Origin of the sequence: Sorangium aterium, from assembly GCF_028368935.1 — a bacterium.
GTDB classification, from domain to species: domain Bacteria; phylum Myxococcota_A; class Polyangia; order Polyangiales; family Polyangiaceae; genus Sorangium; species Sorangium atrum.
Genome location: NZ_JAQNDK010000005.1, coordinates 1,198,429 through 1,225,015, shown reverse-complemented (window position 1 = coordinate 1,225,015; position 26,587 = coordinate 1,198,429). Strand labels below are relative to the sequence as shown.

The 26,587-nt window shown below is 72.2% G+C and carries 21 protein-coding genes; 10 read left to right on the top strand and 11 right to left on the bottom strand.

The window, feature by feature from the left end:
• Window positions 1-10: 10 nt before the first annotated feature.
• Window positions 11-1,867 (bottom strand): PEGA domain-containing protein, encoded by a 1,857-nt coding sequence (locus POL72_RS42880; protein WP_272102671.1) that lies wholly within the window; start codon window positions 1,865-1,867, stop codon window positions 11-13.
• A 5-nt stretch (window positions 1,868-1,872) separates the two neighbouring features.
• The gene (locus POL72_RS42875; RefSeq protein WP_272102670.1) at window positions 1,873-4,671 is read right to left on the bottom strand and encodes a serine/threonine-protein kinase; all 2,799 of its coding nucleotides are present in this window, start codon (window positions 4,669-4,671) and stop codon (window positions 1,873-1,875) included.
• Window positions 4,672-5,181: 510 nt separating this feature from the next.
• Here POL72_RS42875 and POL72_RS42870 point away from each other — a divergent pair.
• Window positions 5,182-6,579 carry a cytochrome-c peroxidase gene (locus POL72_RS42870; protein WP_272102669.1) on the top strand — a complete coding sequence of 466 codons (1,398 nt, stop codon included), beginning with the start codon at window positions 5,182-5,184 and terminating at the stop codon, window positions 6,577-6,579.
• A 54-nt stretch (window positions 6,580-6,633) separates the two neighbouring features.
• Here the strand turns inward: POL72_RS42870 and POL72_RS42865 are convergent, their stop codons facing one another.
• The 3 genes from POL72_RS42865 to POL72_RS42855 all read right to left on the bottom strand — a co-directional run bounded on the left by POL72_RS42865 (window position 6,634) and on the right by POL72_RS42855 (window position 9,180).
• Window positions 6,634-6,945: a hypothetical protein gene (locus POL72_RS42865; RefSeq protein ID WP_272102668.1), complete on the bottom strand. Its 312-nt coding sequence runs from the start codon at window positions 6,943-6,945 to the stop codon at window positions 6,634-6,636.
• Window positions 6,946-7,064: 119 nt separating this feature from the next.
• Window positions 7,065-7,622 carry a hypothetical protein gene (locus tag POL72_RS42860; protein ID WP_272102667.1) on the bottom strand — a complete coding sequence of 186 codons (558 nt, stop codon included), beginning with the start codon at window positions 7,620-7,622 and terminating at the stop codon, window positions 7,065-7,067.
• A gap of 163 nt (window positions 7,623-7,785) precedes the next feature.
• Window positions 7,786-9,180: a ferritin family protein gene (locus POL72_RS42855; RefSeq protein WP_272102666.1), complete on the bottom strand. Its 1,395-nt coding sequence runs from the start codon at window positions 9,178-9,180 to the stop codon at window positions 7,786-7,788.
• A 237-nt stretch (window positions 9,181-9,417) separates the two neighbouring features.
• Between POL72_RS42855 and POL72_RS42850 the strand changes: the two genes are divergently transcribed.
• The 4 genes from POL72_RS42850 (at window position 9,418) to POL72_RS42835 (ending at window position 13,597) form a co-directional block, all read left to right on the top strand.
• Window positions 9,418-9,873, top strand: coding sequence for a PIN domain-containing protein (locus tag POL72_RS42850; protein WP_272102665.1), 456 nt, complete (start codon window positions 9,418-9,420; stop codon window positions 9,871-9,873).
• Window positions 9,874-10,118: 245 nt separating this feature from the next.
• Window positions 10,119-11,390, top strand: coding sequence for a putative metal-binding motif-containing protein (locus tag POL72_RS42845; protein WP_272102664.1), 1,272 nt, complete (start codon window positions 10,119-10,121; stop codon window positions 11,388-11,390).
• 30 nt (window positions 11,391-11,420) lie between these two features.
• A complete protein-coding gene (locus tag POL72_RS42840) occupies window positions 11,421-12,605 on the top strand; it encodes an aldo/keto reductase (protein WP_272102663.1) in 1,185 nt (394 codons plus the stop codon).
• Window positions 12,606-12,799: 194 nt separating this feature from the next.
• Window positions 12,800-13,597: a tail fiber domain-containing protein gene (locus POL72_RS42835; protein WP_272102662.1), complete on the top strand. Its 798-nt coding sequence runs from the start codon at window positions 12,800-12,802 to the stop codon at window positions 13,595-13,597.
• 27 nt (window positions 13,598-13,624) lie between these two features.
• Here POL72_RS42835 and POL72_RS42830 read toward each other — a convergent pair whose 3' ends face one another.
• The gene (locus tag POL72_RS42830) at window positions 13,625-14,578 is read right to left on the bottom strand and encodes an ABC transporter substrate-binding protein (RefSeq protein WP_272102661.1); all 954 of its coding nucleotides are present in this window, start codon (window positions 14,576-14,578) and stop codon (window positions 13,625-13,627) included.
• Between the two features lie 73 nt (window positions 14,579-14,651).
• Here POL72_RS42830 and POL72_RS42825 point away from each other — a divergent pair, with 73 nt between their 5' ends.
• From POL72_RS42825 to POL72_RS42805, 5 genes are all read left to right on the top strand, one after another.
• Entirely contained in the window at window positions 14,652-15,419 is a 768-nt protein-coding gene (locus POL72_RS42825) for an SDR family NAD(P)-dependent oxidoreductase (RefSeq protein ID WP_272102660.1), read from the top strand.
• A 230-nt stretch (window positions 15,420-15,649) separates the two neighbouring features.
• Entirely contained in the window at window positions 15,650-16,012 is a 363-nt protein-coding gene (locus POL72_RS42820; protein ID WP_272102659.1) for a GFA family protein, read from the top strand.
• 179 nt (window positions 16,013-16,191) lie between these two features.
• Complete coding sequence (locus POL72_RS42815) at window positions 16,192-16,950, top strand: NAD-dependent deacylase (protein WP_272102658.1); 759 nt, start codon at window positions 16,192-16,194, stop codon at window positions 16,948-16,950.
• 123 nt (window positions 16,951-17,073) lie between these two features.
• Window positions 17,074-18,183, top strand: a complete 1,110-nt coding sequence (gene ada, locus POL72_RS42810; RefSeq protein WP_272102657.1) for a bifunctional DNA-binding transcriptional regulator/O6-methylguanine-DNA methyltransferase Ada — start codon at window positions 17,074-17,076, stop codon at window positions 18,181-18,183.
• Window positions 18,180-18,920 (top strand): 2OG-Fe(II) oxygenase, encoded by a 741-nt coding sequence (locus POL72_RS42805; RefSeq protein ID WP_272102656.1) that lies wholly within the window; start codon window positions 18,180-18,182, stop codon window positions 18,918-18,920. The genes ada and POL72_RS42805 overlap by 4 nt, the downstream gene beginning before the upstream one ends.
• Here POL72_RS42805 and POL72_RS42800 read toward each other — a convergent pair.
• The 5 genes from POL72_RS42800 to POL72_RS42780 form a co-directional block, all read right to left on the bottom strand.
• Complete coding sequence (locus POL72_RS42800; RefSeq protein WP_272102655.1) at window positions 18,803-19,315, bottom strand: Uma2 family endonuclease; 513 nt, start codon at window positions 19,313-19,315, stop codon at window positions 18,803-18,805. The two genes, POL72_RS42805 and POL72_RS42800, sit on opposite strands and share 118 nt — an antisense overlap.
• 71 nt (window positions 19,316-19,386) lie before the next feature.
• Window positions 19,387-21,231, bottom strand: coding sequence for a hypothetical protein (locus POL72_RS42795; RefSeq protein WP_272102654.1), 1,845 nt, complete (start codon window positions 21,229-21,231; stop codon window positions 19,387-19,389).
• Window positions 21,162-24,023 (bottom strand): hypothetical protein, encoded by a 2,862-nt coding sequence (locus POL72_RS42790; protein ID WP_272102653.1) that lies wholly within the window; start codon window positions 24,021-24,023, stop codon window positions 21,162-21,164. The genes POL72_RS42795 and POL72_RS42790 overlap by 70 nt, the downstream gene beginning before the upstream one ends.
• Window positions 24,024-24,176: 153 nt before the next feature.
• Window positions 24,177-25,010: a KPN_02809 family neutral zinc metallopeptidase gene (gene ypfJ, locus POL72_RS42785; RefSeq protein WP_272102652.1), complete on the bottom strand. Its 834-nt coding sequence runs from the start codon at window positions 25,008-25,010 to the stop codon at window positions 24,177-24,179.
• Window positions 25,011-25,202: 192 nt separating this feature from the next.
• Window positions 25,203-26,372, bottom strand: a complete 1,170-nt coding sequence (locus POL72_RS42780) for a hypothetical protein (protein WP_272102651.1) — start codon at window positions 26,370-26,372, stop codon at window positions 25,203-25,205.
• Between the last annotated feature and the right edge of the window lie 215 nt (window positions 26,373-26,587).

The following is a 26,587-nucleotide window of genomic DNA, read 5'->3' as shown; positions in this document are numbered from 1 at the left end:
GCGGCGGCGCTCAGAACCGGTATCCCACGGAGACGTTCGGAAAGAACATCGTGAACGTGCCGTGGGCGAGCTCCTCGAACACGACCTTCTTGTCCGGCGCGCAGTCGACCGTGGGGTGCGCCGCGTCGCACTCGGCGGCCCCGACCACGTAGGTGTTGCCCGTCTCGAGCGGCGGGCCGTCGACGAGAAAGAAGCCGACGCCGAGGCCCGCGCTGGCGCTGAGGCGCCCGAGCTTCAGCCGCAGCCTCAGCTCGGGCATCGCGAACGGGGCGGCGGCGCGGACGGCCCTGCCCGCGTTCTTCACGGCCACGCCGACGGTCCTCTCCGCGTCCGACGCCGTGCCGGTCACCTCGTCGCTCATCTCGGCCAGCACCACGCCGAGCCCGAGCGCGCCGCCGACGTCGAGCCACGACGACAGCCCGTAATAATAGCTGCCGCCGACGATCACCGTCACGCCGGCCATGCCGATGTCGTCGTGAAAGCTGTAGCGGATGGGGAGCCTGCCGTTGCCCCCGCCCGGAGCGGCGTACGTCGCGTCGAGCGAGCGATCGAGCGTCGTGCGGAGGCTCAGGTACCCGGCCGTGAGCTCGATGGCGGCGCCGATCGGGAACTGGTAGCTGCCGCGCACGCCGGCCAGGACGCCGGACGGGCGCGAGATGCCCGAGCAGCTGTAGCTCTCGCAGCTCCGCTCGGCGTCGCTCTCGAGCGACGAGGCGAAGGCATAACCACCGGTCGCCTCCAGCCGGAAGACGCCGACCCTCCGACCCCAGCGCGGGTGCGCGTCGTCGATGGCGAGCGGCAGGACGATGTCGCCCGTCGTCGTCCTGTCGACGGTCGCGCGGAGCGTGCGCGCGAAATAGCCCGGCTCATGCGCCTCGAAGGTGTGGCGCCCGAGCGGCAGGGCCCCGCGCCACTGCCCCTTGCCGACCGGGACGCCGTTGATGGTCAGCTCCGCGCTCAGCGGCTGGGCGACGACGCGGACCTCCTCGCCGAGCGGCCCCGCCTCGACCGTGGCGACGGCGAGCTGCCCCGCGATGACGCTCGCCTCGCGGGGCGCAGAGCCGAAATTGCCCTTGCGCACCGAGTAGAAATGCGGGCCAGGCGCGAGCGCGCCCTCCCAGGGCAGCTGGCCGATCAGCGCGCCGTCGATGGTGAGATCGGCGCCGACGAGCCGCTCGTCCTCGATCTTCAGCCGGCCCGTGCTCGCGAGAGGATCGAGCTTCGCGTCCACCGACGTGGTCTCGGCGACGCGGACGGTCAGGATCCGCTCGAACGTGTGCCAGCCGTCCTTGACCACGCGGAGCGTGTGATCCCCGGGGAGCAGCCGGACCGGGCCGGCGAGGGGGAGCCGGCCGCGCGACCTCCCGTCGATGAGCACCAGGCCGTCGACGTTCGACGAGACGACGACGCTGCCGATCCGCGCTCGCAGCGTGGCGATCGCGGACGCGACGCTCCGGCGCTCCGGCTCGCCGAGCTCCGCGCGGAGCTCCGTGAGCAGCGTCTCGTAGAGCTCGAGCGCCTCGTCGTAACGCCCGAGCTGATCGAGACAGAACGCGGCGTTGAGGGTGTTGGGCACCGACGCGACGACCTGGCGCGATCTCAGGTAGAGCTCGAGCGCGCGCTGGAAGTCGCCGATCTTGCGCAGCTCGTTCCCTTCTTGAAAGAGCGCCTTGGCCCGGGCGAGCGCCTCGTCCGTCGACGTGGGCGACGCGGGTGACGCGGGCGCTGTGGCAGGCGGCTCGGGTGGCGCGCCCGGGACAGCCGCTGGCGGGGGCTGCGCGCGGGCCGGAGACGCAGGCGCCGCGCTCGCCACGGCGAGCGCGCACGCCGCAAGGCAGCGCCGCAGGGCGCGACGGGCGCGCGGCATCGGTCTCACCACCGGTCGACCGGCACCACCGCGGTCGGAGCCGGCGGAGCCATAGGCGCCCCCGTGGCGGAGGGCGTGGCAGGGTCCCCCACGGGAAGAGCGCCGCGCGGGGCGCGGGTCTTCCTGTCACGGCGCGGGGCAGGCTCGGAGGCCGCGACCGACGCAGAGGCCGGCGCGGGCGGCTGGAGATCGATGCGATCGGGGCGGACCGTGCCGTCGCTCAGCATGAACACCGTCCCCTTCGTGGTCGCTTCGCCGCGGGTCACCTCGATCTCGAACGTGTCGCCGGCGTTGCCCGTCAGGTCGAGCCGGCCATCGCTCACCGGGCGCGCCGCGCCGTTGACCCGCGCCGTCGCATCCTTCGGGAGCGTCACGACGGCGGTGAAGGACGCCGGCGCCGGCGCAGGCGCAGGCGCAGCCGCGACGGGCAGCGCGGGCTCGCTCGGCGCGGCTGGCGACGCGCCCCGATCGTCGCCCGTCGAGGCGCGCAGCGCGAGGCCGCCGCCGAGCGCGGCCAGGGCGGCCACCGTGACCGCCGCCCCGACGAAGCGCCGCCGTGTCGCGCCGGAAGGCGCGTTCACCGCGGTGAAGGAGCTGCCGCCGATGGAGCGCTCGTCCCCCTCGACCGATCGCGAGAGCCTGGACTCCTCGCGCAGCGCGGAGATCGGGGTGGCGCCGGCGCGCCGCTCGGGGTCGATGCCCCGCAGCTGCTCCAGCGTGACGGCGCCGGAGCCCTCCGCGTGCGGCTCGAGCGCGGCGATGAGCTCCTCCATGCTCTGCCAGCGCTCCGCAGGATCCCGCTGGAGGCCGCGGTGCACGACGGCCGCGAGCGCCGGGGAGACCCACGGCGCGGCCCCGGAGAGCGGCGGCACGCGCTCGGTGCAGATCGCGAGCAGGAGCTCGGCGAGCGAGGCGTCGGGATCCCAGGGGCAGCTCCCGCAGAGCGCCTGGTAGAGCGAGACCGAGAGGCTCCAGATGTCGGAGCGATGATCGACGTCCTTCGCCATCTTCGCCTGCTCGGGAGACATGTAGATGGGCGACCCGAGCACGCCGCCGGCGCGCGTGAGCTCGTGCGAGACGCCATCCCCCGTGCGCTTCGCGATGCCGAAATCGCACACCTTGACCACGATCCTGCGATCGCTCGACGACGGCGGGCGGATGGATCCGGACGGGCGCCGGCCCGACGGCGGCGGTCGGACCGAGCCGGACGAGCGCCGGACCGACGGCGGCCCCGCGGCGAGCGAGCCGCGCTGGGTGGACGGCGGCGCCGACGCGAGCGGGCCGCGCCGGGTGGACGGCGGCGCCGACGCGAGCGGCCCGCGCCGGGTGGACGGCGGGGCGATCGAGGTCGACGGGCGCTGGGCCGCGCCCTCGAACGGCGCGTGCAGGAAGAGGTTCGCCGGCTTGATGTCCCGGTGCACGATCCCCTCGGCGTGCGCCGCCGCGAGCCCGCGCGCGGCCTGGATGAACACGCGCACGACGGGCTCCGGCTCCAGCGGCCCGCGCATCCTGAGGAGCTTGGCGAGGTCCACGCCGTGCAGGAGCTCCATGACGATGAACGGCGTCGCGAGCGTGAGGTCCATGCCGAGCTCGAACGTCTTGACCACGTGCGGGCTCTGGATCGCGGTCACCGCGCGCGCCTCGCGGATGAAGCGGCGCACGGCGTGGTCGTCCTGCCCGACGGCGCTCTTGAAGATGACCTTGGCCGCCACCCGCCGCCCTTCGGGCGACTCCGCGTCGTAGACGGCGCCCATCCCGCCGCGCCCGATCAGCCGGCGCACCGCGTACCGGCCGCCGAGCTCGCGGCCGACCAGCGGATCGATCTCGGCGCCGGCGCGCTCGGCGACGGCCTCGCGCAGCTCGGGATCGAGCGGCGTCAGCATGTCGATGGTGATGCGCTCCTCGCTGCCGGACGCGGCGCGCAGCGCCTCGGCGAACGCCTCGATCGACGGGTAGCGCCGGTCCACGTCGCTGTGCAGCGCGAGCGAGAGCGCGGTCGCGAGGCGCGCCTCGATCCACGGGGCGCGGTCCTGGATCGACGGGAACTGCGCCAGGGACGGCGCCGGCGCGTCCGCCGCCGTGTCCGCCGGGCCGAGCTCGGCGGTGTCCGCCGTGACGTCGAGCTCGGCCCACGGCGAGACGCCGCAGAGCATCTCATAGAGCGTCGCCGCGAGGCCGAACACGTCGCCCCGCACGTCCGCGGAGCGGTCCCGCGGCCCCGACTCCTCGCGCAGAGGACCGGTGCTCCTCGCCGCCTTGCCGGGGGCGGAGGTGGCCGTGTCACAGCCCTTCGAGAGCCCGAAGCCAAAGACGCGGACGAGGATCTCTCCGCTCGCGAGGTGCTCCAGGAAGATGCGCGGCGGCCGCACGTCGCGGTAGACGAGGCCCGCGGCGTGCCCCGCCGAGAGCCCCGCGGCGGCCTGGAGCGCGATCCGCACGGCGACCTCGGGCGCGAGCGGCCCCGTCTCGGCGAGCAGGGCGGCGGCGTCGGTCCCGTCGAGCAGCGGCATCACGAGGTAGGCGAGATCGCGCTCGAGGTCGTGGCCGGCGTCGACGATCGGGACGACATGCGCGTTGTCGAGCTTCGCGGTGACGCTCGCCTCGCGGGTGAGCCGTGAGAGCGTGTCCTCGGTGACGACGTCGGGCCGCAAGACCTTCAGCGCGACGCGGCGACCCGAGGGGCCCCTGGCCTCGAACACGACACCGAAGCCCTGCGCGGAGAGGACGCGGACGATCCGATATCCGCCGGTGAGCGCGCCCCCCACGAGCGCCGTCGGATCCGCCAGAGGTGCTGTCCGGCCCATGTCCTCAAGCATACGACGGCCCATCGCGCCCCACAAAGCATGAGTGCCACGCGACCTCGGAGGCGCGCTGGGCGCGGGCGCCGCACCGCCGCGGAGCGCCGGCCACGCACCTACAACGACGCCACGCGCGGCGCGGCGCGGCGCGACCGCCGAATGTAGGCGCGACAACCGCAGATAATGCGATGAACGGACCGCCGTATACGCAAGAACACGCGGGGACACGCGAGGACACGCAAGAACACGGGGGGATACGCGGGTATACGCAAGAACACGCGAGGACACGCAAGAATACCGGGGGATACGCAAGAACACGGCGGGACACGCAAGGACACGCAGTAAGCCCTTTGAATCATGGAATATTTATCTAATTTGTCTTGCCGGCCGGAAGCTCGCGAGTTTAGATTCCCATCATCCGATTCACAGCCGCTCGATCAGGATCTGAGCAGGACTGGTTGATCTCAAGCGCGCACCCCGATGTGCGCCTCCCCCGCCGGGGGAGCCGGAGGCACCATGACCCTGCGATCCCTCGGGCGCGCGCTCGCCGCCCTGACGGCCTTTCTCGTCCTCACGCTCGTCCTGGCGCGACCTGCGCGCGCCAAGGGCCCTTCCGTCGATGAGCGGCTCGCCAAGGTCCTCGCGCGGCACGGCTTCACCGGAGAGATCGAGTCGACGCTGGAGTCGCGGCTCGGGCGGAAGCTCGACAAGAAGCTCGCGAAGCTCGGGCGTGACCTGTTCTTCGACAGCCTCCTCGGCCTGAACGACGACAACTCGTGCTCAGGGTGCCACGCGCCGACTGCGGGCTTCGCCGACACGCAGTCGATCGCCATCGGCATCGACAACAACGGCGTCGTCGGGCCGCACCGCACAGGGCCGCGCAACCAGCGCCGTGCCCCCACCATCATCAACACGGCCTTCTATCCCACGCTGATGTGGAACTCTCGGTTCTTCGCCGTGTCCGGCGACCCCTTCGACAACAGCCAGGGGTTCTCGTTCACCGCGCCGGAGGGGACGTCGCTCTCTTCCCTGCCGCACCTGCTCAACGCCCAGGCGTTCATCCCGCCGACCGAGGTCACCGAGATGACCGGGTACGAGGCGCCGCAGTCGCACGACGTCGTGCGCGAGGAGGTCACGGAGCGCGTGAACGACGTGAAGGCGTACCGCAAGCGGTTCGCCAAGAGCTTCCGGGCGGTGAAGCGAGGGGACGACATCACCTACGAGATGATCGCGGCCGCCATCGCCGAGTTCGAGATGTCGCTCACGTTCGCCGACGCGCCCATCGACAGGTTCGCCCGCGGCCGCCGGAACGCGATGACGCTGGAGCAGAAGCGCGGCGCGCTGCTCTTCTTCGGCGAGGCGGGGTGCGTCAGGTGCCACGCGGTGTCGGGGGAGTCGAACGAGATGTTCAGCGACTTCCAGCAGCACGCGATCGGCGTGCCGCAGATCGCGCCGACCGACGATCCGGCGCACTCGAACGTGGTCTTCGACGGCCCGAACGCCGATGAGGACTTCGGCCTGGAGCAGGTCACGGGCGATCCGGCCGATCGGTACAAGTTCAGGACGTCGCCGCTGCGCAACGTCGCCCTCCAGCCCACGTTCTTCCACAACGGCTCGTTCACGTCGCTGGAAGGCGCCATCCGCCACCACCTCGACGTCTACACGTCGGCCACGGAGTACACGAACAAGCGCCTCGACCGCGATCTGCGGGGCCAGATGGGCCCGCTCGCCCCGGTCCTCGCCGCCGTCGACCCGCTGCTGGAGCAGCCGATCGACCTCACGGAGGAGGAGATCAGCTGGCTCTGCGCCTTCGTGGGAGAAGCGCTGCTCGACCCGCGCGCCACGCCGAAGCGGCTCGCGGCGCTCATCCCGGAGGAGCTCCCGAGCGGGCGCGAGGTCCACCGCTTCGAGTAGCCGCGGGCCGGGCAGGCGGCGCTCCCCCGGTCGAGCGCCCGCCGGCACCTCGGATCAGCTGCGGTCGAGGCAGCTGTTCAGCGACTCCTTCTGGATGCTGCACTCCTCGTCGTACTTCGCGGGATCGCAGTTGTCCTCGGCGTGGTTGCGACACTCGAGGTACGAATCCCAGGCGTCGTGACAACCAGCCTCCTCGGCGGCCTCCGTATCGGCGCTGCACATCGCGAGGCAGCTCTGCTCCGTCGTGGCGTCCCCCGGGCACTCCACGGCTTGCTCGCAGAGCTCAGGGCAACCCTCCTCCTCGCCGTGCTCGTCGCTGCAGCCCAGGGCGACGAGGGCGAGCACCATCATTGTCATTACCTTCATCGGCCCACCGTATCACGAGAGCGACGCTGCGCGCCGGCGCGGCCCAGGTGGGCGCCAGTAGGCGGCCGCCTGGGCGGCGCGCCGGCTCGCTCCGGCGACCGCTCCCGGGAGGGCGCAGATCAAGGCAGAAGGCGGGAGAGGAGGCTCCACTTCGCCGAACGACCGGACTTCATGGCGAGGACCGTGGTCACGCCGATCACGCCCGCCGTGAGGGCGATGTTGAGCGGCCCCATGACGCCGAGGAGCCGCTGCCGCGCCGTGGCCCTCGCGGGCCAGCGCGGCCCCGGCGCTTCGTCTTCCTTGAGGAGGGGCGCCCCGCCGTCGGGCGCCTCCTCGCGCATCTGCTGTCCGCCCATCATGCTGGCGACGCTCGTGGCGAGCGTCGCGCCCAGGAGGATGTCCTTCAAGCGCACGAGATCGCGGGTCTCACGGTCGATCGATCGCCCCGAGATCACCGTCCGCCCGATGAACCAGGTGGCCGCGGCGGTGCCGAGCGAGATCGCATTGACGAGGTTGTACCGCTGCCAGGCGTCAGCGAGCACCTTGCCCCGCTCGGCCTCGGAATGGATATCCTTGACCGCCTGGCGCAACGCCAGCCGACCGAAGAGGGGGCCGCCGAACCCCGCGGCCAGACCGAGCTCATGCAGCACCCATGCAGACGTCGAGAGAGTAGCCATGTCGTTCCACCTCGTCGCGACGCGCCAAGCAAGATCGTGCCCAGGGCTTGACTGCGCTCCATGATCCAGGTCGTCGCAGGCGCGCCGTCTCGGCAGCGCGCCGGCGTCCGCGAGGTCGGGCCCGGCGCGGCCCCCACGAGAACGGCGTTTGCCCGGCGAGAGCTCAGGTCGACAGGTACGTCGCGCCGCCGCGCAGCACGGCGTTCCCGCGAGCGCCGCTGAACTCTCGTCCGGCGGATGAACCACGCTCGTCGACGAGCGCGGCGGCGGCGGGGCGGAGCACGTCGGCCACGGCCTGCTGCCGCAGCCGGTGGAGCTCGTCGGCGGCGAGGAACCCGTGGGAGGGCGGGAGATCGCTGTCTGCGATGCCCGGCGCTCCGGCGCCCACCTGGTCGAGCGCGCGCGAGAAGGCCCCGGCGACGCGCTCTCGAAGGCGCGCGCCGCCCGTCGTGACGGCCCAGCGGACGAACGCCCATGCGAGCTCTGCGTGGCGCGCCTCGTCGCGCGCGATCGCCTGGAGCGCCATGCGCACCGCCGGCGGCCGCGCCGCCTGCGCCGCGATCTCCGCCTCGATGGCCGAGAGGGTCTCTCCGACGCAGCCCTCCACGACGGTCGCCAGGGTGAGGGCCTCGAGCGAGCCGAGGTCGTCGAGCGCGCCGTGCAGGGGCAGCGGGCCGACGCCCACCGGCTCCCCCGCGTACGCCGACGCGATCGCGAGCGCGAGGCGCGCGTGCCGCACCTCGTCGAGCGCCGCGCGGTGCGCCGCTTCGAGCAGCTGGGGCGGGGCGCCCTGCGCCATCAGCGCGAGCGCGAAGCGGCCGAAGGAGGCGACCGAGGCGTGCTCGTTCTGACCGCGCTCGGCCCAGCGCCGGGCGAGCTCGCGGCGCTCCGCGGGCGCGAGCTCGCTCAGGTCGGTGTCGGCGAGCGCGCGCTCGAAGCGCCGCACGTCGGTCTGCGACCACGCGCTCGGGGCGTGCGCGAGCGGCGCGACGCGGGGCTCGCCCCGGACGAGGAGAGGGCGCCCTTCACAGGAGATGGAGCCGACGAGGTAGCAGCAGCTCGCCGGATCCGACGCGGTTCGGTTCGCGTAGGGGCCCTGGATCCACCCGGCCGCGCCCTCTCCCTCGGCGCTGCACGTGCATGTCCCCGAGCCGGGCGGCAGGTCGTCGAGGTGCGGCGCAGCCTCGGTGGCCGCAGGGCAGGCGCCGCCGACCGGCGCCGTGCAGTGCACCTCGTAACAGCACTGGCCGTAATAGCCACCATCGTGAAACGGTCCAACGCAGGTCGGATCCGGATAAGGGTCGAGCGGCGCCGAGGCGTCGGGAGGATCGACTTCGCCACCTCCGCCGGCCCCCGATGTCACGCCTCCCGTCGAGCTCGAGCTGGAGCTCACCCCCGATGCCGCGCCTCCCGTCGAGCTCGAGCTCGCCCCCGACGCCGCGCCTTCAGGCGCGCTGGAGCTAGGGCCGGACTCGACATGCGTGCCGCAGCCCGACACCAGCGCGAGGCTCGCGCCCCACTGGGACGCGACCAGGATTCGAAGCAGGAAGTTTCGCATGGACGGCGACAAGCAAGGCATGTACCGGGCGAACACACGTCGTTTCGGCCGCCGAGCGAGCCCGCCGTGCCAGCGTGTGCCATCGTCCTGCCGTCAGGCATGCGGCCTCGGCCCTCGCCGCCGGTCGACTTTCCATCTGGCCGCGGTCCTGGATACCGGGTCTCGATGTCACCAAACCACCGGCCTGCCGGCCAGATCTGGAGCGGTGCGGGGGTGCGTCCCTACCGATGAGGCCTCATGCGGATCGTTCTCGATAGCTCCGTCGCCATCGCCTCGATGAAGCCCGCAGAGCCCGGGCACGCGGACGCGCTCGCCTTTCTCGAGCGCGCCCGCGCCGCCTTGGCCGCGGGCGCGGCGCGCGTGCTCGCGCCGCCCGAGCTATGGCTCGAGGTGTACGTCGCCGAGCAACGGCTCGCGGTGTCGCGGCGGGCCGCGCCCGCGGCCACGAGCCCGCTGGGAGGCCTCGCGATCGAGCTTGTCGCGCCCGAGGACGCGGGCGCCATCACGGAGTTCCTCGCCCAGCTGACGAGGCGCATGCGCGGCCGCAGGCCCTTCGCCAACGCGACCGACCTCGTGTATCTGTGGGCCGCCCGCCGCGCGGATGCGACCGTGGTGACGCTCGACGAAGGGCTCCTCAAGTACCACGGTGTCGTCTGCGATGTGACAAGGCCGCAGCACGTTCGGTTCGGATAACGCGCTGCAGCGAGCGGCAATCCACTTCGCGACACACGCCGTGCCAGAAACGTCGAAAACAGCGTCTCTGGATGCTCACGGCGCAAGTTTACACTCCGTGCATATGCACTTGTCGCACCCGGCGAGGGCAGCTATCCCTGAGCGTCGCAGCGGAGCGCGCGGAGCTCGCGGGCCTGAGCTGCGCGGCGAGGCGCATGCGAAGTACATCGCTTATTTCACCGGTCCTCTCGGTGAGCTTGGCCCTCTTGACCACGCTGGCTGCGTCGCAGGCCCACGCCCGCCGCTCCGGGATGGCGGTGGAGGGGTGCAACGGCTGCCACACCGGCGGCGCGGTGCCGGATATCACCATCGACTATAGCCCCAAGAACCCGGGGGCCGGCGAGGCGGTGACTCTGCAGGTGCAGATCCGGTCTGCCAACATCAACGCCGGGGGCGTCTATCTCCTCACCGAAACAGGCCGGCTCTCCCCCATCAACGGTCAAGGCACCAAGCTCATCGACGAGCACCAGCTCGTCCACGACGCGCCGAAGCGAGCGAGCGGCGGGGTCGTCCGCTTCGACGCGCAGTGGATCGCGCCGGGCGCGCCGGGCGGGGTCGTCGTCAAGGTGTGGGCCCTCGCTGCCAACGGCGACAACAGCCCGCGCGGAGACGGCGCTTCGTCCGCCGACACAGCGTTTGCCTACGGATGCACCGGGACGACGTATTACCTCGATCGCGACGCCGACGGATACGGCGACTCCAGCGCGCCCAGGGTCGATTGCACCCGGCCGGCCGATCACGCCGACCGCGGCGGCGATTGCGACGACTACAGCGTCAACATCCATCCCGGTCAGGAAGAGGCGTGCAACGAGATCGACGACGACTGCGACGGAGAGATCGACGAGGAGCTCGCGGTCACGACGCAGTATGAAGACGCCGACGGCGACGGCTACGGCTCGTTCTTCGGCGCGACCGTCACGGCGAAGTGCCCCCCCGAGGGGTACGCGCCGAGCTCCAACGACTGCAACGACAGATCCCCCGACGTCCACCCGGACGCGCCCGAGATATGCAATCTCGCCGACGACGACTGCGATGGCCGGATCGACGAGGGCGTGCGCGAGGTGTGCGGCGTCGGGATGTGCGCGCGGGAAGCGAGCGCGTGCACCCCTGGGTCGTGCACGCCCGGCGAACCGACCGCCGAGGTGTGCAACGCGCTCGACGACGACTGCGACGGCGAGGTCGACGAGGACCCAGGCCTCTGCGCGCCCGGCGAGGGCTGCCCGAGCGGCACGTGCAGCAGCAGCAGCAGCGGGACCGGCGGCGGCACGGCCGGGAGCACCGGCAGCGCCGGAAGCGCCGTTGCCTCCGCGGGCTCCGCGGGCGGCGGCGCGCCGGACGAGGGTGGAGCGGACAGCGGCGGTTGCGCCGTCGACGCCGGCGCCCCCGGCGGCGGGTCTCCGTGGCGCCTGCTCACGCTCGTCTCGCCGTTCGCCCTCCTCGCGTTGCGGCGCCTGCGGAAGGGTGGCACCCTACGGTAAGCCTTCCTTCCGAGCCCGAGGTCGACACGCATGCTCTACCGCCGCTTCGGTCGCACCGAGATCAAGATGCCTGTCCTCTCGTGCGGAGGGATGCGGTACCAGCAATCCTGGAACGACAAGGACCCCATCTCGCCCGCGAGCCAGCGCAACATCGAGGCGTGCATCGAGCGGGCGATCGAGCTTGGAATCAATCATATCGAGACCGCGCGAGGGTACGGCACGAGCGAGGAGCAGCTCGGGAAGATCCTGCCGACGCTGCCGCGCGAGCGGATCATCGTCCAGACGAAGGTCAGCCCCGAGGCGGATCCAGCGGAGTTCCTTGCGACGTTCGAGCGGTCGATGAAGCTCCTCCGGCTCGATCACGTCGACCTGTTCGCGCTCCACGGCGTGAACGACGAGACGCGCCTCTCGTGGTCGCTGCGCAAAGGCGGCTGCCTGGACGCTGCGCTCGAGCTGAAGCGGCAAGGCCGCGTGCGCGCGGTGGGGTTCTCGACGCACGCGGCGCCGCGCGTGATCACCGCGATGGTGCAGGACGGCCGATGCGATTACGTCAACCTGCACTGGTACTACGTGAATCAGCTCGCCTGGCCGGCCATCCAGGCTGCGGCCGAGCAGGACATGGGGGTCTTCATCATCAGCCCCACCGACAAGGGAGGCAGGCTGTACGAGCCGAGCGACAAGCTCGTGCGGCTCTGCGACCCGCTCTCGCCGATCGTGTTCAATGACCTCTTCTGCCTCGCTCGTCCCGAGGTCCACACGATCAGCGTCGGGGCGGCGCGCCCGGCCGACTTCGACGAGCACATGAAGGCCTTGCCGCTGCTCGACGGCGAGGGCGCCGCGCAGGCCGCGCTGGCGCCGATCCTGCGCCGGATCGACGAAGAGCTCGAGCGGGTGCTCGGCCGGGCGTGGCTCGAGACATGGCACGTCGGCCTCCCCGACTGGGAAGCCGTCCCCGGGCACGTCAACATCCGCGAGATCCTGCGGCTGTACAACTTCGCCCGCGCGCTCGACATGACGGCCTACGGCAAGATGCGGTACAACCTCCTCGGCGGCGGCGGCCACTGGTTCCCGGGGAACCGCGCCGATCGCGTGCGGGAGCTCGATCTCGCGCAGGCCCTCGCGGGCGCGCCGCAGCGGCACCGCATCCCCGAGGTGCTGGCGGAGGCGCACGCGCTGCTCGCAGGGCAAGAGGTGAGGCGCCTCGGCAAACACTGAGTCTGAGCTTCGCGCGAGCGCGGCGAGCGGCTCCACGGCGGGTGAGCCGGGCGCGCGCCTCCGTCGGCCACGGAGGCGAGCCCCCGCGTTGCAAAAGCGGGAACGGCCGACAGCGCACGGTTCTTGCCGCGTCCTGCCCTTGTTCGACATCCTCCCCTGGTGGGTCGGGGACAGTCGTTCCAAGGAGGTCTCTCATGCGCATTCACGGTACAGGGACGATGGCGCTCCTCTGCGCGCTCGCGTTCGCGGCAGGGGCAGGCTGCAATTCCGGCGGAGGGGATAGCGGAAGCGGCGGAGCGAGCGCAGGCACCGGCGGCGCGAGCGCGGGCACCGGCGGCGCGGGTGCTGGCAGCGGCGGCGCGGACGCCGGCAGCGGCGGCGCGGGTGGTGGCACGGGCGGCGCAGGCGCTGGCACCGGCGGCGGGGCGGAGGAGCTGAGGTGGTATCTCACATGCGGCGATCCGGTATGCAGCGGGCACCGGCCGCGCGACGGGGTGAAGCCATGCACCGACGAGAAGGAGGGGGCCCCGTGCGCCGCACCGGACGCGACGTGCGATCCCGCGAACGACTGCAACGCGCAGCTGCTCTGCACCAGCGACGATCCGACGCAGCGTCCGGGGGGTTGCCCCAGATCCCGCGCCCGGTACAAACACGATATCCGGTACCTGCCGGAGACCGAGCTCGCGCGCGTGCGCGACGAGCTCGTCGCCACGCCGCTCGCGACCTGGCGTTACAACCACGAGGGCGGGCACGGCCGCGAGCATCTCGGGTTCATCATCGACGACAATCCGGCGAGCCCGGCGGTCGCGAGCGACGGCGATCACGTCGACCTGTACGGATACACGAGCATGGCCGTGGCAGCGATCCAGATGCAGCAGAAGCAGATCGCCGCCCTCGAGCGCGAGCTCGCGGCGCTCCGCAAGGAGCTCGACTCGGCGCGGCAGGCGGCACGCCCGCCGGCGTCCAAGGCGGCCGGCCGGGCCCCACGATAGAACAGCCGCAAACGCTGGGAGCCGGGGTCAGTCGTCTTCGAACGCGTGCCGCCGGAGCTCCGCGTCGATCCGCACCACCGACCGGGCGTGCGCGCGGCGCGCGTCGGCGAACACGGCCGGGTGAGCGCAGGCCGCGAGGATCTCGAGCGACTCCACGATGCGGGGACCAGGGCGATTGAAGAAGGCGTTGCCGTCGGCGACGTACACGCGGCCTTGCGCCACGGCCCGATACGTCGCCCAGGGCAGCACGCGGGGGAGGAGGTCGAGCTCATCGAGCGTGCGCTCGAGGGTGAAGCCGCACGGCTTGATCATCACCACGTCGGGATCGAGCGCGGCGAGCGCGGCCGGCGAGAGCGTTGGCGCGTGCTCACCGGGTCGCGTCACGAGGGGTTCCCCGCCTCCAAGGGCGATGAGCTCCGGCATCCACGTGCCGCCGATCATGACAGGATCGATCCACTCGACCGCGAGCACGCGCGGCCTGCCCGGCGCCGCGGCCGCGCGCGCGGCGGTGACGGCGACGCGCGCGCGCAGCCGGTCGACGAGCGCCTCGCCGCCTGCCGCGCGGCCGATCCCCTCGGCGACGCGGCGAATGTCGGCCCAGATGTCGTCGAGCCGCGTCGGGTGCAGGTTGATGATGCGCACGTCCTGCCGCGCAAGGCGGGCGACGGCCGCGCGGACGTCATCGAACGAGACCGCGCAGACGTCGCAGAGGTCCTGCGTCACGATCACGTCCGGCCGCGCCTCGCGGAGGGCGTCCAGATCGAGGTCATAGACCGCGAGCGCGTCCCGGAGGACGTCGCGGACCGCGGCGTCGATCTCCCGGCTGGAGCGCGCCGGCCTGAGCCGCGGGCGCGTGAGCACCGGGAGGCCGGTCAGCCCCTCGGGGAAGTCGCACTCGTGAGAGACACCGACGAGCTCGCTCTGCGCGCCCAGCGCGCAGACGATCTCGGTCGCGGACGGCAGCAGGGAGGCGATGCGCATGCGCGGTATTCTATCTCCTGGCGATCCCCGCGGGGCGCGGCGGGCACAATGCTCGTGAAGACAGGAGGTCCCCATGAGACTGCAAGGCAAGATCGCGCTGGTCACAGGGAGCAGCCGGGGCATTGGCCGCAGCATCACTGTCCGGTTCGCCCGGGAAGGCGCCGACGTGGCGCTCACGTACCACAAGAGCAAGGAGGGCGCCGAGGAGGCCCTCGCCGAGGTCGAGGCCGCTGGAAGGCGAGGTCATCTGTTCGCCGTCGACGTCGCCTCCGTCCAGAGCGTGCAAGGGCTCATCCAGGAGGCCGTCGCGCGCTTCGGCCGGCTGGACGTGCTTGTCAACAATGCCGGGCTGGAGAAGCGGGCGCCGTTCTGGGAGGTGACCGAGGAGGACTACGATGCGGTCATGAACACCAACCTCAAAGCGGTGTTCTTCGGGAGCCAGGCGATGGTCCGTCACCTGCGCGAGTCGGGACGCCCCGGCAAGATCATCAACATCAGCTCGGTTCACGAGGATCTTCCGTTTCCCCACTTCGCTTCGTACTGCGCCAGCAAGGGCGGCGTCCGCATGCTCACGCGCACGCTCGCCGTGGAGCTGCGCGGCACCGGGATCACCGTGAATGCCATCGCGCCGGGCGCGATCGAGACGGCGATCAACGCCGCTCTGCTCAAGGATCGCGAGAAGCTGAGCGCGCTGCTCGACCAGATCCCGCTGGGCCGCCTGGGAAAGCCAGAGGACGTGGCCGGGCTCGCCGTGTTCCTCGCCTCGGCGGACGCCGATTACGTGACCGGCTCGACGTACTTCGTCGATGGCGGGCTGACGTGGAACTACGAGGAGCAGTAGGCGGGGCACGGCCCCTCGCCGAGGAGCGGCGTCGTTAGACCGCCTGAGTCGAGAAAAGTTTCCGACAGGATGCAATGCAGCGTGGCCGAGGCCGGCGCCGGCGCATGCCGCTGCGATACCTCGGCGCGGAACGTCTTTTGCTCATACGTGACTGGCGTAACCGGCGTAACCCGCCACGACATATCGCATTTTTGCGTCACGCAGCCAGCTCCTTGTGGCACCATGCGCGCATGACGGAGATCAAGACCTATACAGGTGGCTGTCACTGCGGGAAGGTTCGCTACGAGGTCAAGGTGGACCTGAGCAGTCCCGTGGTCATGTGCAACTGCTCGCGCTGTTCGAAGCTGGGCGCGATGCTGGCCTTCGCGCCGGTGGACCAGCTCACGCTCAAGGAGGGTGGCGACGTTCTCACCGATTACCAGTTCAACAAGAAGGTCATTCACCATGTGTTCTGCTCGGTCTGCGGCGTCGAGTCGTTCGCGCGGGGAGTCGGTCCCAACGGACAGGAGATGTGCGCCATCAACGTCCGTTGCCTGGACGACGTCGACATCGACGCGCTCAAGACGATGAAATTCGACGGGAAGAGCCTGTAGGCGCGCCCAGGCAGTCCGGGTCCGCGGCGAACGCGGCCGAGGCCGGCGCAACGGGCCGCGGGCCCGGAGGCTGCGGCCGACCACCGCCGGCCCTGCGCCCGCGCTTGCGCACCTCCCGCCCGCGCCCCTTGCCAACCCGCAGGCGCAAGCCCCGGCCACACGGGTAGACTGGGCGCCCGATGTCGATCGAACAAGCAAGCGCGCTCCTGGCTTCGGCCCGCTCAGCCCTCTTCATCACCGGCGCGGGGGTCTCCGCGGCCTCTGGCATCCCCACCTACCGCGGGATCGGAGGGCTCTACAGCGAGAAGGCGACCGACGAGGGGCTCGCCATCGAGGAGGCGCTCTCGGGCGAGATGTTCCAGCGGCGCCCCGAGGTCACGTGGAAGTACGTCCACCAGATCGAGCGCGCGTGCCGCGGCGCGCGGCTCAACGCAGCGCACGCGGCGATCGCCCGGATCGAGCGCCGCCTCGCGCGCTGCTGGGTGCTCACCCAGAACGTCGACGGGTTTCACCGTGGCGCAGGGTCCACGAACGTCATCGACATCCACGGAGATCTCCACCGCATCCTCTGCACGCGCTGCCCTTATGAGGCGCACGTCGGCGATTACGCGAAGCTCGCCCCCTGCCCGCGCTGCCCGGCGTGCGCCGCGGTGCTCAGGCCCGATGTCGTCCTCTTCGGGGAGATGCTCCCCCTGGAGAAGGTCGAGATCCTCCGGCGAGAGCTCGCGCGGGGCTTCGATGTGGTCGTCTCGATCGGGACGTCGAGCCTGTTCCCCTACATCACGAGGCCGGTCCTGGAGGCCGCGCACTCCGGGGTTCCGACCCTCGAGATCAACCCGGCGCTCACCGCGATCTCCACCGCCGTTTCGGTGCGGCTTCCGATGCGCGCTGTCGAGGCGCTGGAGGGGATCCTCTCGCGCATCGAGCCCGGCAGCTGACCTCGCCGCACGCGGCGCGTGGCCCGCGTAGGACGTCGGCGAGCTGGGACCGTCCGCCGGCACCGACGGATTCGAGAGCAAGACCCGGAGTGCGGCGATAGTCGCGCGCGTTAAGCTCGCCTCGTGACCCGCAAGAAGCGCCGGAAGGAGGCAGACGACATGTCGGGAAAGGCCCATGCGCTCGCCGTCGGGGTGAAGAGCGACCCTCGCTGGGCAGCCGTGATCGCCCGCGACGCGAGCGCCGATGGCAAGTTCTTCTACTCGGTCAAGACGACAGGCGTGTACTGCCGTCCGTCCTGCGGCGCCCGGCCCGCGAGGCCCGAGAACGTCGGCTTTCATCCGACCTCGGCCGCCGCCGAGCGGGCGGGCTTCCGGCCGTGTCTGCGCTGCAAACCCGACCAGCCCCCGCTGGCCGAGCGCCAGGCGGCCCAGGTCGCCCAGCTGTGTCGGCTCATCGAGAGCAGCGAGCAGGTGCCGAGCCTCGAGGAGCTGGCGCGCCATGCGGGGCTGAGCGTCTTCCACACGCATCGTGTCTTCAAGGCCGTGACGGGGGTGACGCCGAAAGCGTATGCAGCGGCGCACCGCGCCAGGCGGGTGAGGGCCGAGCTCGGCAAGAACGGCACCGTGACCCAGGCGATCTACGCGGCCGGGTACGGCTCGGGCGGGCGCTTCTACGAGCAATCGAACCAGGTGCTGGGCATGACGCCCACGAGGTACCGCGCCGGAGGTGCACAGATGGAGATCCGGTTTGCGATCGGGGAGTGCTCGCTCGGCTCCATCCTGGTCGCCGCCACGGCGCGAGGCGTGTGCGCCATCCTGCTCGGCGACGACCCGGCGGAGCTGGCGCACGATCTCGAGCGCCGGTTTCCTCGGGCCCACCTGCTCGGCGCCGACGCCGGGTTCGAGCAGCTCGTCGCAAAGGTGGTGGGCCTCGTGGAGCGCCCTCGTGCCTCGGTCGAGCTGCCGCTCGACATCCGCGGCACGGCGTTCCAGCAGCGCGTCTGGCAGGCGTTGCGGGACATCCCTGGCGGTACGACCGCGAGTTATGCGCAGATCGCCTGCGCCATCGGCGCTCCGAGGGCGGTCAGGGCCGTGGCCCAGGCGTGCGCGGCCAACGCGCTGGCCGTGGCGATCCCGTGCCATCGTGTGGTGCGGAACGACGGCGGCCTGTCGGGCTATCGCTGGGGTGTCGAACGCAAGCGCGCGCTGCTCGACCGGGAGGCGGGCGCTTGAGCGCGCGCCGCGACGACGTCCCGACCGCGAGCGGCGTGGACGAGCGGGTGGCGGCGGCGGACTGGGCGCGCGTGTCGCAGGACCTCGACGCGCAGGGCTGCGCGGTGATCGAGGGCTTGCTCGCCCGGACCGAGTGCAACGATCTGGCCGCATTGTACGCGCGCGATGAGCTCTTTCGCAGCCGGGTGGTGATGGAGCGGCACGGGTTCGGGCGCGGGGAGTACAAATACTTCGCGCACCCGCTGCCCGCGCTGATCGCCTCGTTGCGGACCAGCATCTACCCGCGCCTCGTGCCCGTCGCCAACCGCTGGAGCGCTGCGATGGGCCTCGAGGTCCAGTATCCGGAGGAGCACGCGCGCTTCGTGGAGCGCTGCCATGCCGCAGGCCAGGTCCAGCCGACACCGCTCCTGCTGCAGTATGGCGAGGGTGACTACAACTGCTTGCACCAGGACCTCTATGGCGAGCACGTCTTTCCGCTCCAGGTCGCGGTGCTTCTCTCCGAGCCCGAGCGCGACTTCGCGGGCGGCGAGCTCGTGATGACCGAGCAGCGCCCGCGCATGCAGTCTCGACCGATGGTGGTGCCGCTGCGCCAGGGTGATGCGGCGGTGTTCGCGGTCCGTCATCGACCCGTACAGGGCACGCGGGGGATGTACCGGGTCAACGTCCGGCACGGCGTCAGCCGCGTGCGCTCGGGGCATCGCCACACGGTGGGCATCATCTTCCACGACGCGGCGTGATGGCGCGCGAGGGGAGCGCAGGCGAGTCCGTCGTGCAGAATAGCGCACCGCATCAGACGCCCCCGGAGCCTCCCCGGGCCACAGCTCAATCGCTCGCGGAGGGCGCGAGCGGCACCTTGAGATAGACGCGATCGACGTGGATGACGACGCCGACCGACTCGCCCCGTGGGCGTGATCTTGACGCGCATGTCGGAGGTGTGGACCTCGCAGGCGCGAGCGAGCAGCGCGTTGCCGAGCTCGCGCTGGATGTCCCCGGCCAGCAGGCTGTGCGCCCGGGTGCAGCCCGATATCGCGAAGATCTCGCCGTTCGCGTACTCGTACTTCTGCCCGGAAGCCCGCTCGAACGCGAGATACTCCGCGGGCGAGAGCCCGGTGCGCCTGGCAGGATGCGCCATCTCGCGGACAGCTCAGGGCTTCCGCCCGGCGGAGGCGAGGCGCCCCCGGCGCGCCCTCCCCTACTCCCCCTCTACCCCGGCTCCGCCGCCGCCCCCGGCGGCGCGGCCGGCTCGGCCTTCTTCGGCTGCTTCTTCCTGCGGCTCTCGAGCCACGCCCTGCGCTTCTCCACCCACTTGGCGAGATCCTTCGCAAGCCAGCCGCCCTTCTGCCGCCCCACGATCTCCCGCAGCAGCAGCGCGGCCTGGCCGTGCCCGATGCGCATCGCGAACAGATCGTCCATCACGATCTTCGCCCACCGCGTCCGGCGCACCGAGTCCATGTGATCGACGAACTGCTCTATCCGGAGCAGCACCTTCGTCCCGACCCCCGTCTTGCCCGTCACCACGAGCGCCGCCGTCTTCTCCTTGTCGAGCGCCTCGAGCCTGCGGATCGCCCCGTCGATCAGGTTCGCGTGCTCCGCCCACCCGGCGCCGCCCTGCTCCTTCGCCGCGCGCGTCGCGGCGAGCGCCTCGCGCAGATCGATCAGGCCGAAGTCCGAGTACGAAAGGAAGAACGTCAGCACCTCGCGCCGCGCCGACGCGTTGCTCTGCATCCGCTCGATCGCGGTCCTCACGCGATCCATCGAGAGCCACCGGTAGACGAAGTCGAGCCCGGTCCCCTTGATGTTCTGCGACCCCATCAGCCGCGCGTCGAACCCCGGCGGGATCTCGCGCGTGATGAAGTCGATCACCTTGTCCCCCTTCGCGTCGGCGTTCCACAGGACCGCGATGCGCTCGAGGCACAGCTCGCGGAACGCCACCCGGAACGCCTGGTTGGCCTCGGCGTCCGCGCCCCGCGACAGCGCCGCCTCCACCTCCGCGCGCGCCTTGTCCCGGCGCGCGAGCCGCCGCGACAGCCGCGCCGCGTGGTGGATGATGTCCGGGCGGATGTCGTCCTCCCCCGCCGGCGGCGCGTGCGCCTCCAGGGCCTGCTTCACCGCCGCCTCGATCGCCTCGGGCTCCCCCTTCTTCCCCGCCACCCCGGGGCCGCCCACGATCGCCGCCGCCGCCGCCTCGTCGATCGCCGGCAGCGCGCGCAGCATCCGGGTGAGATCCTCCTCGAAGGCGCCCGCCCGCGCCGGGATGCCCAGCTTCTTCATCTGCTCGTCGAAGCGCTCGAGCGCGCGCTCCTTGCCCCCGTCGCCCGTGATCACCATGTCCCGGAGCCGCGCGTCGAGCCCCTCGGTGATGAACTGCATCATCCCGCCGAGGTTCGAGTTGATCAGCACCACGTGATCGACCCCGATGTCCTCCACGATGATCTGCGCGAACACGCGCGACCGCGCGACCCGGTCCGCGCGGTTGTTCACCACCATCACCGTCGCCTTGCCGGGCGTCGCGTCCATGTCGTGCTTGTCGAACGCGAGCCGCGTCCAGTTCGACATGAACCCGGCGCGCTCGTTCGCGCTCATCCCGTTCGAGAACGTCAGCTTCCGCCCCCGGTACTGCACCGTCGGGTACGTCTTCAGGACGCCGAGATCGAGGATCACGTGATCCGCGATCTCGACCAGCGCGAACTCGCGATCGACGCCGAAATGGTCCGCGAGCGCCAGCACCAGCGCCACGTTGCGCGGGTGCTCCTGGTACGGGAGCCGATCCAGGAGGTCGACCGGCAGGAGGTCCGCGTCGATCGGCGGGATCGCGACGAGGTTCGTCCCCTTCCGCTGCGCCTGGTCCTTGAGCAGCGGGAGCATCTGCTCCTCCGTCGTGAACGACAGCCCGTCCGTGGGCATGAAGCGCGCGATCACCCGGGCGACGTCCTCGCCCCCGGGGCCCTGGATGTCCTCGTGATCCGGGTAGGCGTTCGTCAGCGTCGTGATCTCGTCGCGCATCCACTCGGAGCAGAGCGTGTCCACGAAGAGCGGCTGGAGCGCCATGCACTCCCAGAGGAACACCTGGGCGCGGAGGTTCCGCCCGGCGGTGAGGATGTTCCGCTGCTCCCAGATCGTCGCCTTGTCGTACGGGCGGTGATGAAGATCTCCTGCGCCGGCAGGTCGCGCATGGCGTGGATGAACATCGCCTCGCAGCCGGTCGTCTTCACGACGACGTCGTAGCGGAGCGCGTGGAACAGCGCGGCCTTGAGCCGCTCCGAGCCGCTCTTGCCGCGCGTCCCCCAGCCGCCGATCGTGAGCGGGATGCCCCGGCGGGCGCGCTCGATCTGCGCCGCGATCCACGCGGCCCGCAGCACCATGTACGCGAGGACGAGGAACACGATCCACGCGAGCTGCGTCGGGACGTTGCCCGCCGGAGAGACGAGGTACGAGAAGAAGCCGTCGATCCAGACGGGCACCGACGGGCCGGCGAGCCAGTCGCGGCCGCTCTGGAGCACAGGCGGCAGCGCGACCGCGAGGTACTTGACCGGCAGGTGCGGCTCAATCGCGTACGGGCGCCCCTCGACCTCGCCCCCGGTGTCGCCGAGCGCGACCGTGAAGCCGAGCTCGCCCGTCATCAGCGTGAACTTCTTCTGCTCGGCCGGCTCCTGCGCCACGAGCGCGCGCATGCGGGCCTGGGCGTAGCGGTCGTAGCGCAGCGTGAGCAGGGCGCGGGCGCGCAGCCGGTGCGCGAGCTTGGCCGGGCCGCGCACCGTGACCGTGCCGCGCGCCGTGATGAGGCGGATCTCGCGCTGGGTCAGGCTGGCGGCGGCGAGCAGGTCGTCGATGCGCGGGACGAACGGACCCCAGCCGCCGACGGGCGGGTACACGTGGCGCTCGCCCGGCACGCGCGTCGGCGTGACCTCCGCCATGCCGACCGGCGGCGCGACGAGCTCGCCCGCGAACAGGCGGCCGCTCGTGTGGATCCACCCCTTGCGCTTGTCCGGCATCGGCGTGCGCATCTCGTGGACGAGCCGCCAGAGGCGGAAGCCGCGCGGCTCGCCGCGCGTGAGCAGGTACCGTCCCCGGCCGCGGCGCCGCAGCGTGTACGTCATGTCGCCGCGTGACGCGACCGCGAGCGCGCGCTCGACGTCCCTGGGCTCGGCGTCGGCCGGGAGCTCGACCGGCGCGCTCTCGCCCTCCAGGAGCTCCGACGCCGCGGCGAGGAGCGTCTGGCGGATGTGCTCGGCGACCGGGCGGCTCTCGACCTCGAGCAGCCGCAGCGCGGCGGCGGCCTCGTCCGACAGGTCCGGCGAGATCGCCGGGCGGCTCGCGAACTCGGCGAGCAGCTCGACGAACGTCCCCGGAGGCAGCGGGGCATAAGGCCCGGCGCAGAGCGTGCGCACCGCCTCGAGGGCCGCGCGGGACGCGAGCGGCGGGCCGGGCTTCGCGAGGGCGAACCGGACGGCGCGCTCGGCGAACGGGGCGGCGTCCGCGTGGTCGGTCGCGTGCCGCGAGAGCTCCCGCAGCGCGTACCCGCGGACGCGAGGCGACCCGTCGCCCTCGGCGAGCTCGACGAGCGCCGTGAGGGCGTCGGCGCCGCCGAGCTCGACGAGCTGGCGCACGAGCTCCTGGCGGACGTGCTCGCTCGGGTCGTCGCGGGCGAGCAGCGCGATGGCGAGCGGGTCCACGCTCGCGGGCGCCATGCGGGCAGGCGGCGCGCCGGCCGCGGGATCGGCGCTGAGCCGGGGCGCCGAGTCGGGCGCGGGCGCGTCGGGCGGCTCGGCGCCCTCGGAGCCCTCGCGGGCGCCTCCGGGGGCGGCGGCGGTCTCCGGCGCGATGCTCGACCGGCTGGCGCGGCTGGCCTGCGCGCCGCTCCAGCGGCGCGGGTCCCGCGCCGCGCCGGTGAGGCGCGCCGCGCGATCGAGCAGGATCACCGGGGCGGACGGGCGCGCCGCCGCGCCGAGCAGGCGCAGGGCGTTGCGGCGGAGGATGGGGCCGTCCTTGTCGGCGGCGTCCCGCGCGCGCAGGCGCTCGGCCAGCAGGGAGAACGCCTCGTCGGGGAACAGGAGGACGCCGATCTCGAGGGCGGCGATCTGCACCCAGCGGGACGCGTTGACCCCGCGCGACCACGCGAGCACGGAGCGGGCCGCGTCGAGCCCGAGGTGGCCGAGCCGCTCGCGCGCCGGGAGGCGGTGCAGGAGGGCGACGGCGGCGAGCAGCGCGGCCCGGCGGACGGGCGCGGGGCGGCTCGGCTCGGCGTGCGCCACGGCGAGCCGAAGGACGCCGCCGTCGCGGGCCACGTGCAGCGCGTCGGACGGGTCGTCGAGGTGCTGCGCGAGGTGGGTGAGCGCGTGGTAGGCGATCTCGATCTCGTCGAGGCGGTCGGCGATGGCGGTGGCGAAGCGCTCCTGCGCCGCCTCGAGGTCGAGGTTGCGGCCGAGCGCCGAGAGATCGCCGGCCTGCTCGACGCGCGCCACGGCCCAGCCGAGCAGGGAGGCCGCGCCGCTCCTCGCGCTCTGCCTGCGCTCTCGCGCCCAGACGCGGAGCTGCCGGGCGAGGAGCTCGCGCCGCTCGGCGGGGGTGGCGGCCGACTGGTAGGCGAGCACGAGCGCGGACTCGGCGCTGCGCAGCCGATCGACCTCGGCGGCCGCCCCGTCCGCGCACCGGGCGAGCGCCGCGAGCAGCGCGGGCCTCGGGTACTCCTCGTCGCCCAGGTCGGCCGTGACGCGCGCGACGACCGTGGCGATGGCGCGCGGGCGCAGGCGCACCTCGATCTGAGGGAGGCTGTCCTCGATGACCTCCGGGATCGACCGCGGCGCGGAGGTCCAGGAGTCAGGCGCCTCGCGCGAGCTCACGGCGCCTCCGGGGCCGGGGCAGAGCCCCGAGAGAAATGGAGCGCACGAAGGTGAAGGGGACGCGCACGAGGGCGAAGGCGACCTTGCGTCGTGGAGCGAGGGGCACCGTGCGGCGAGACCATCGGCGGGCGAGCAGCGTACACCGCCGCCTGTTCAGGGCGTGCCCTCCGCGAACGTGTCGCAGTCCTCGACGCGGCCGCCCTGCATGCCGCGCTTGAACCAGGTGACCCGCTGCGCCGACGAGCCGTGCGTCCACGTCTCCGGGTTGACCCTGCCGGTCGCGGCCTTCTGCAGCCGATCGTCGCCGATCGCGGACGCGGCCCGGAGGGCCTCCTCGACGTCGCCCGCCTCGAGCAGGTCGCGCTTCGCCGTGGAGTGGGCCCACACGCCGGCGAAGCAGTCCGCCTGGAGCTCCATCTTCACGGAGAGCGCGTTCTTCTCGCCCGGGCGCGCGGCCTGCAGCTGGCGCAGGCGGCGCTCGGTCCCGAGCACGTTCTGCACGTGGTGGCCGATCTCGTGGGCCAGCACGTAGGCCTGGGCGAAGTCGCCTGGCGCGCCGAACCGCGCCTTGAGCTCGCGGTAGAAGCCGAGGTCGATGTACGCCGTCCGATCCGCCGGGCAGTAGAACGGGCCCATCGCCGCCTCGCCGATACCGCAGCCCGACCTCACGGAGTCGGTGAACACCGTCAGCTGGGGCGCCGGATAGGCCTGCCCCTTCTGGCTGAACACCTGCTTCCACACGGCCTCGGTGTCGTCGAGCACGAAGGACACGAAGTCGACGAGCCGCTCCTCCTCGGGCGAGCTCGTGCGCCCGTTTTGCCCGCCGGGGGTCGCGGCCCCCTGACCGAGCCCCGACAGGAGATCCTTGCCGAAGACCAGCGAGAGCACGAGCAGGATCACCGTCCCGCCGACACCGAGCTTCGCTCCGCCGGATGCGCCGCGGAGGTCTCGGAGGTTCGCACTGCGTTTCCCAGGTGTCCAGCGCATGGCCAGCGCATGTATAGCGTGGACTGCGCATCGGGTGGTACCTTAGCTTTCGGTCAGGACGTGAGGGTATTGCTCGCCTGGCGGGCCGGCCTGGTCGCGCGGCGCGCGAGCGAGCGAATCGCCCCCTGCGCGTTGCCACGAAGAACACGAGGCCTCTCTCGGCGTCTCCCGAGAAGACACCTCTCTGCGCCTTCAGGCGTCCTGGCGGTACCTCTCCTCGACTCGCCCGGTGCTCCGGGCAGCGCTCCGCTCCCAGAGCCCCAGCGCGCGCGCACACGGCAGCACCACCTGGGCGAGCGCGGCGCCCTGCAGCGCGCGCACGTCGGCCCCGCCGAGGTGGCCGTGCGCCGCGAGCGCCGCGGCGCGGCCGCCGCCCGGCTCGGCCCCCGGCGGGGGCGGACGCTGCAGCGACGCCGCGGCGGCCTCGAACACCTCGGCCACGGCGCGGCGGACCGGCTCGCCGCCGGCCCCGATCGCCCACGCCACCGTCAGCCAGGCGAGCTCGGCGTGCCGGGACTCGTCCTCCGCGATCACCTCGAGCGCCGCCCGCGCCGCAGAATCCTCGGCGCGGGCGCGCTTCTCCGCCGCGATCACCGCGGCCACGGTCTCGCCCACGCAGCCCTCCTCCGCGGCGGCGCGCGCCAGCGCCACGAGATCCGCGGCGATCGGCACCGCCGGCGGCATGGGGAACGCCGAGGGTCCGACGGGGGCGCCCCGGTAGGCGGCCGCGAGCGAGAACCCGAGGCGGGCGTGGCCGACCTCGTCGAGCGCGGCGATGTGGGCGGCCTCGACGAGCGACGACGGCGCGCCGTGCGCCATGAGATCCAGCGCGAAGCGCGCGAACGACGCCACCGACGCGTGCTCCTCGAGCGCGCTCCGGAGCCAGCCGCCGGCGAGCGTCTCCCGCTCCTCGTCCGTCAGCTCCGCCAGCGAAGGCCGCTGCCCCCCCGCGCCGCTCGCCGTCGCACGCCCGAGCCATCCGGCCTCCGCCTCCCGCGGCGCCGCGGTCACCCGGTGCCCCTCGAGCGTGAACGGCCGGCCCTCCATGGGGCAGGTATCGCTCAGATCCTCGGCTTTCACCTCGTAGCAGCACGCGCCGTCGCGCAGCTCTCCGTCGCTCTCCACCGACACGACCCTGTCTTCGCAGTGCCAGTAGATGCTCTCGAACTCCTCCCACGCCTGCCGGCGGTCCAGGCACGCTCCGAGGTCCTCGTGCCACTCGAAGCACCGGATGTCGGCGGGCTCGGCTTCGGGCTCCCCGCAGCCCGCAGCTGCGACGAAGAGGGCAGCGGCCGTCGAGGGGCCGGCGCTCAGGAGGAAACGGGCGATGAGCGTTCGTCGAAAGGATCGGTCGAGCAGCATGGCGTGCACCTCCAGCCCATGCCTGCTGCCTCATGAGCGCTGCGAGGAGCCTGGAACAGGGCGGCTTGTGCGGGCCGCTATCGCAAGCCATGTACCACCGCCGGTCGCAGCTCGATCGCGTCGAGATCAGCGGTCTCTGCGGGAAGCGCGGCACACACACCCTCGATCGTCGCGCCGCAGCGCTGACACACTCCGGCACTCCCCGGCCCGGGCGT

Bases quoted from the DNA above. Each gene is read 5' to 3' on its own strand.
- POL72_RS42880 (WP_272102671.1), bottom strand. From the start codon at position 1,867: ATGCCGCGCGCCCGTCGCGCCCTGCGGCGCTGCCTTGCGGCGTGCGCG.
- POL72_RS42875 (WP_272102670.1), bottom strand. From the start codon at position 4,671: ATGGGCCGGACAGCACCTCTGGCGGATCCGACGGCGCTCGTGGGGGGC.
- POL72_RS42870 (WP_272102669.1), top strand. From the start codon at position 5,182: ATGACCCTGCGATCCCTCGGGCGCGCGCTCGCCGCCCTGACGGCCTTT.
- POL72_RS42865 (WP_272102668.1), bottom strand. From the start codon at position 6,945: ATGAAGGTAATGACAATGATGGTGCTCGCCCTCGTCGCCCTGGGCTGC.
- POL72_RS42860 (WP_272102667.1), bottom strand. From the start codon at position 7,622: ATGGCTACTCTCTCGACGTCTGCATGGGTGCTGCATGAGCTCGGTCTG.
- POL72_RS42855 (WP_272102666.1), bottom strand. From the start codon at position 9,180: ATGCGAAACTTCCTGCTTCGAATCCTGGTCGCGTCCCAGTGGGGCGCG.
- POL72_RS42850 (WP_272102665.1), top strand. From the start codon at position 9,418: ATGCGGATCGTTCTCGATAGCTCCGTCGCCATCGCCTCGATGAAGCCC.
- POL72_RS42840 (WP_272102663.1), top strand. From the start codon at position 11,421: ATGCTCTACCGCCGCTTCGGTCGCACCGAGATCAAGATGCCTGTCCTC.
- POL72_RS42835 (WP_272102662.1), top strand. From the start codon at position 12,800: ATGCGCATTCACGGTACAGGGACGATGGCGCTCCTCTGCGCGCTCGCG.
- POL72_RS42830 (WP_272102661.1), bottom strand. From the start codon at position 14,578: ATGCGCATCGCCTCCCTGCTGCCGTCCGCGACCGAGATCGTCTGCGCG.
- POL72_RS42825 (WP_272102660.1), top strand. From the start codon at position 14,652: ATGAGACTGCAAGGCAAGATCGCGCTGGTCACAGGGAGCAGCCGGGGC.
- POL72_RS42820 (WP_272102659.1), top strand. From the start codon at position 15,650: ATGACGGAGATCAAGACCTATACAGGTGGCTGTCACTGCGGGAAGGTT.
- POL72_RS42815 (WP_272102658.1), top strand. From the start codon at position 16,192: ATGTCGATCGAACAAGCAAGCGCGCTCCTGGCTTCGGCCCGCTCAGCC.
- POL72_RS42800 (WP_272102655.1), bottom strand. From the start codon at position 19,315: ATGGCGCATCCTGCCAGGCGCACCGGGCTCTCGCCCGCGGAGTATCTC.
- POL72_RS42795 (WP_272102654.1), bottom strand. From the start codon at position 21,231: ATGGCGCTCCAGCCGCTCTTCGTGGACACGCTCTGCTCCGAGTGGATG.
- ypfJ (WP_272102652.1), bottom strand. From the start codon at position 25,010: ATGCGCTGGACACCTGGGAAACGCAGTGCGAACCTCCGAGACCTCCGC.
- POL72_RS42780 (WP_272102651.1), bottom strand. From the start codon at position 26,372: ATGCTGCTCGACCGATCCTTTCGACGAACGCTCATCGCCCGTTTCCTC.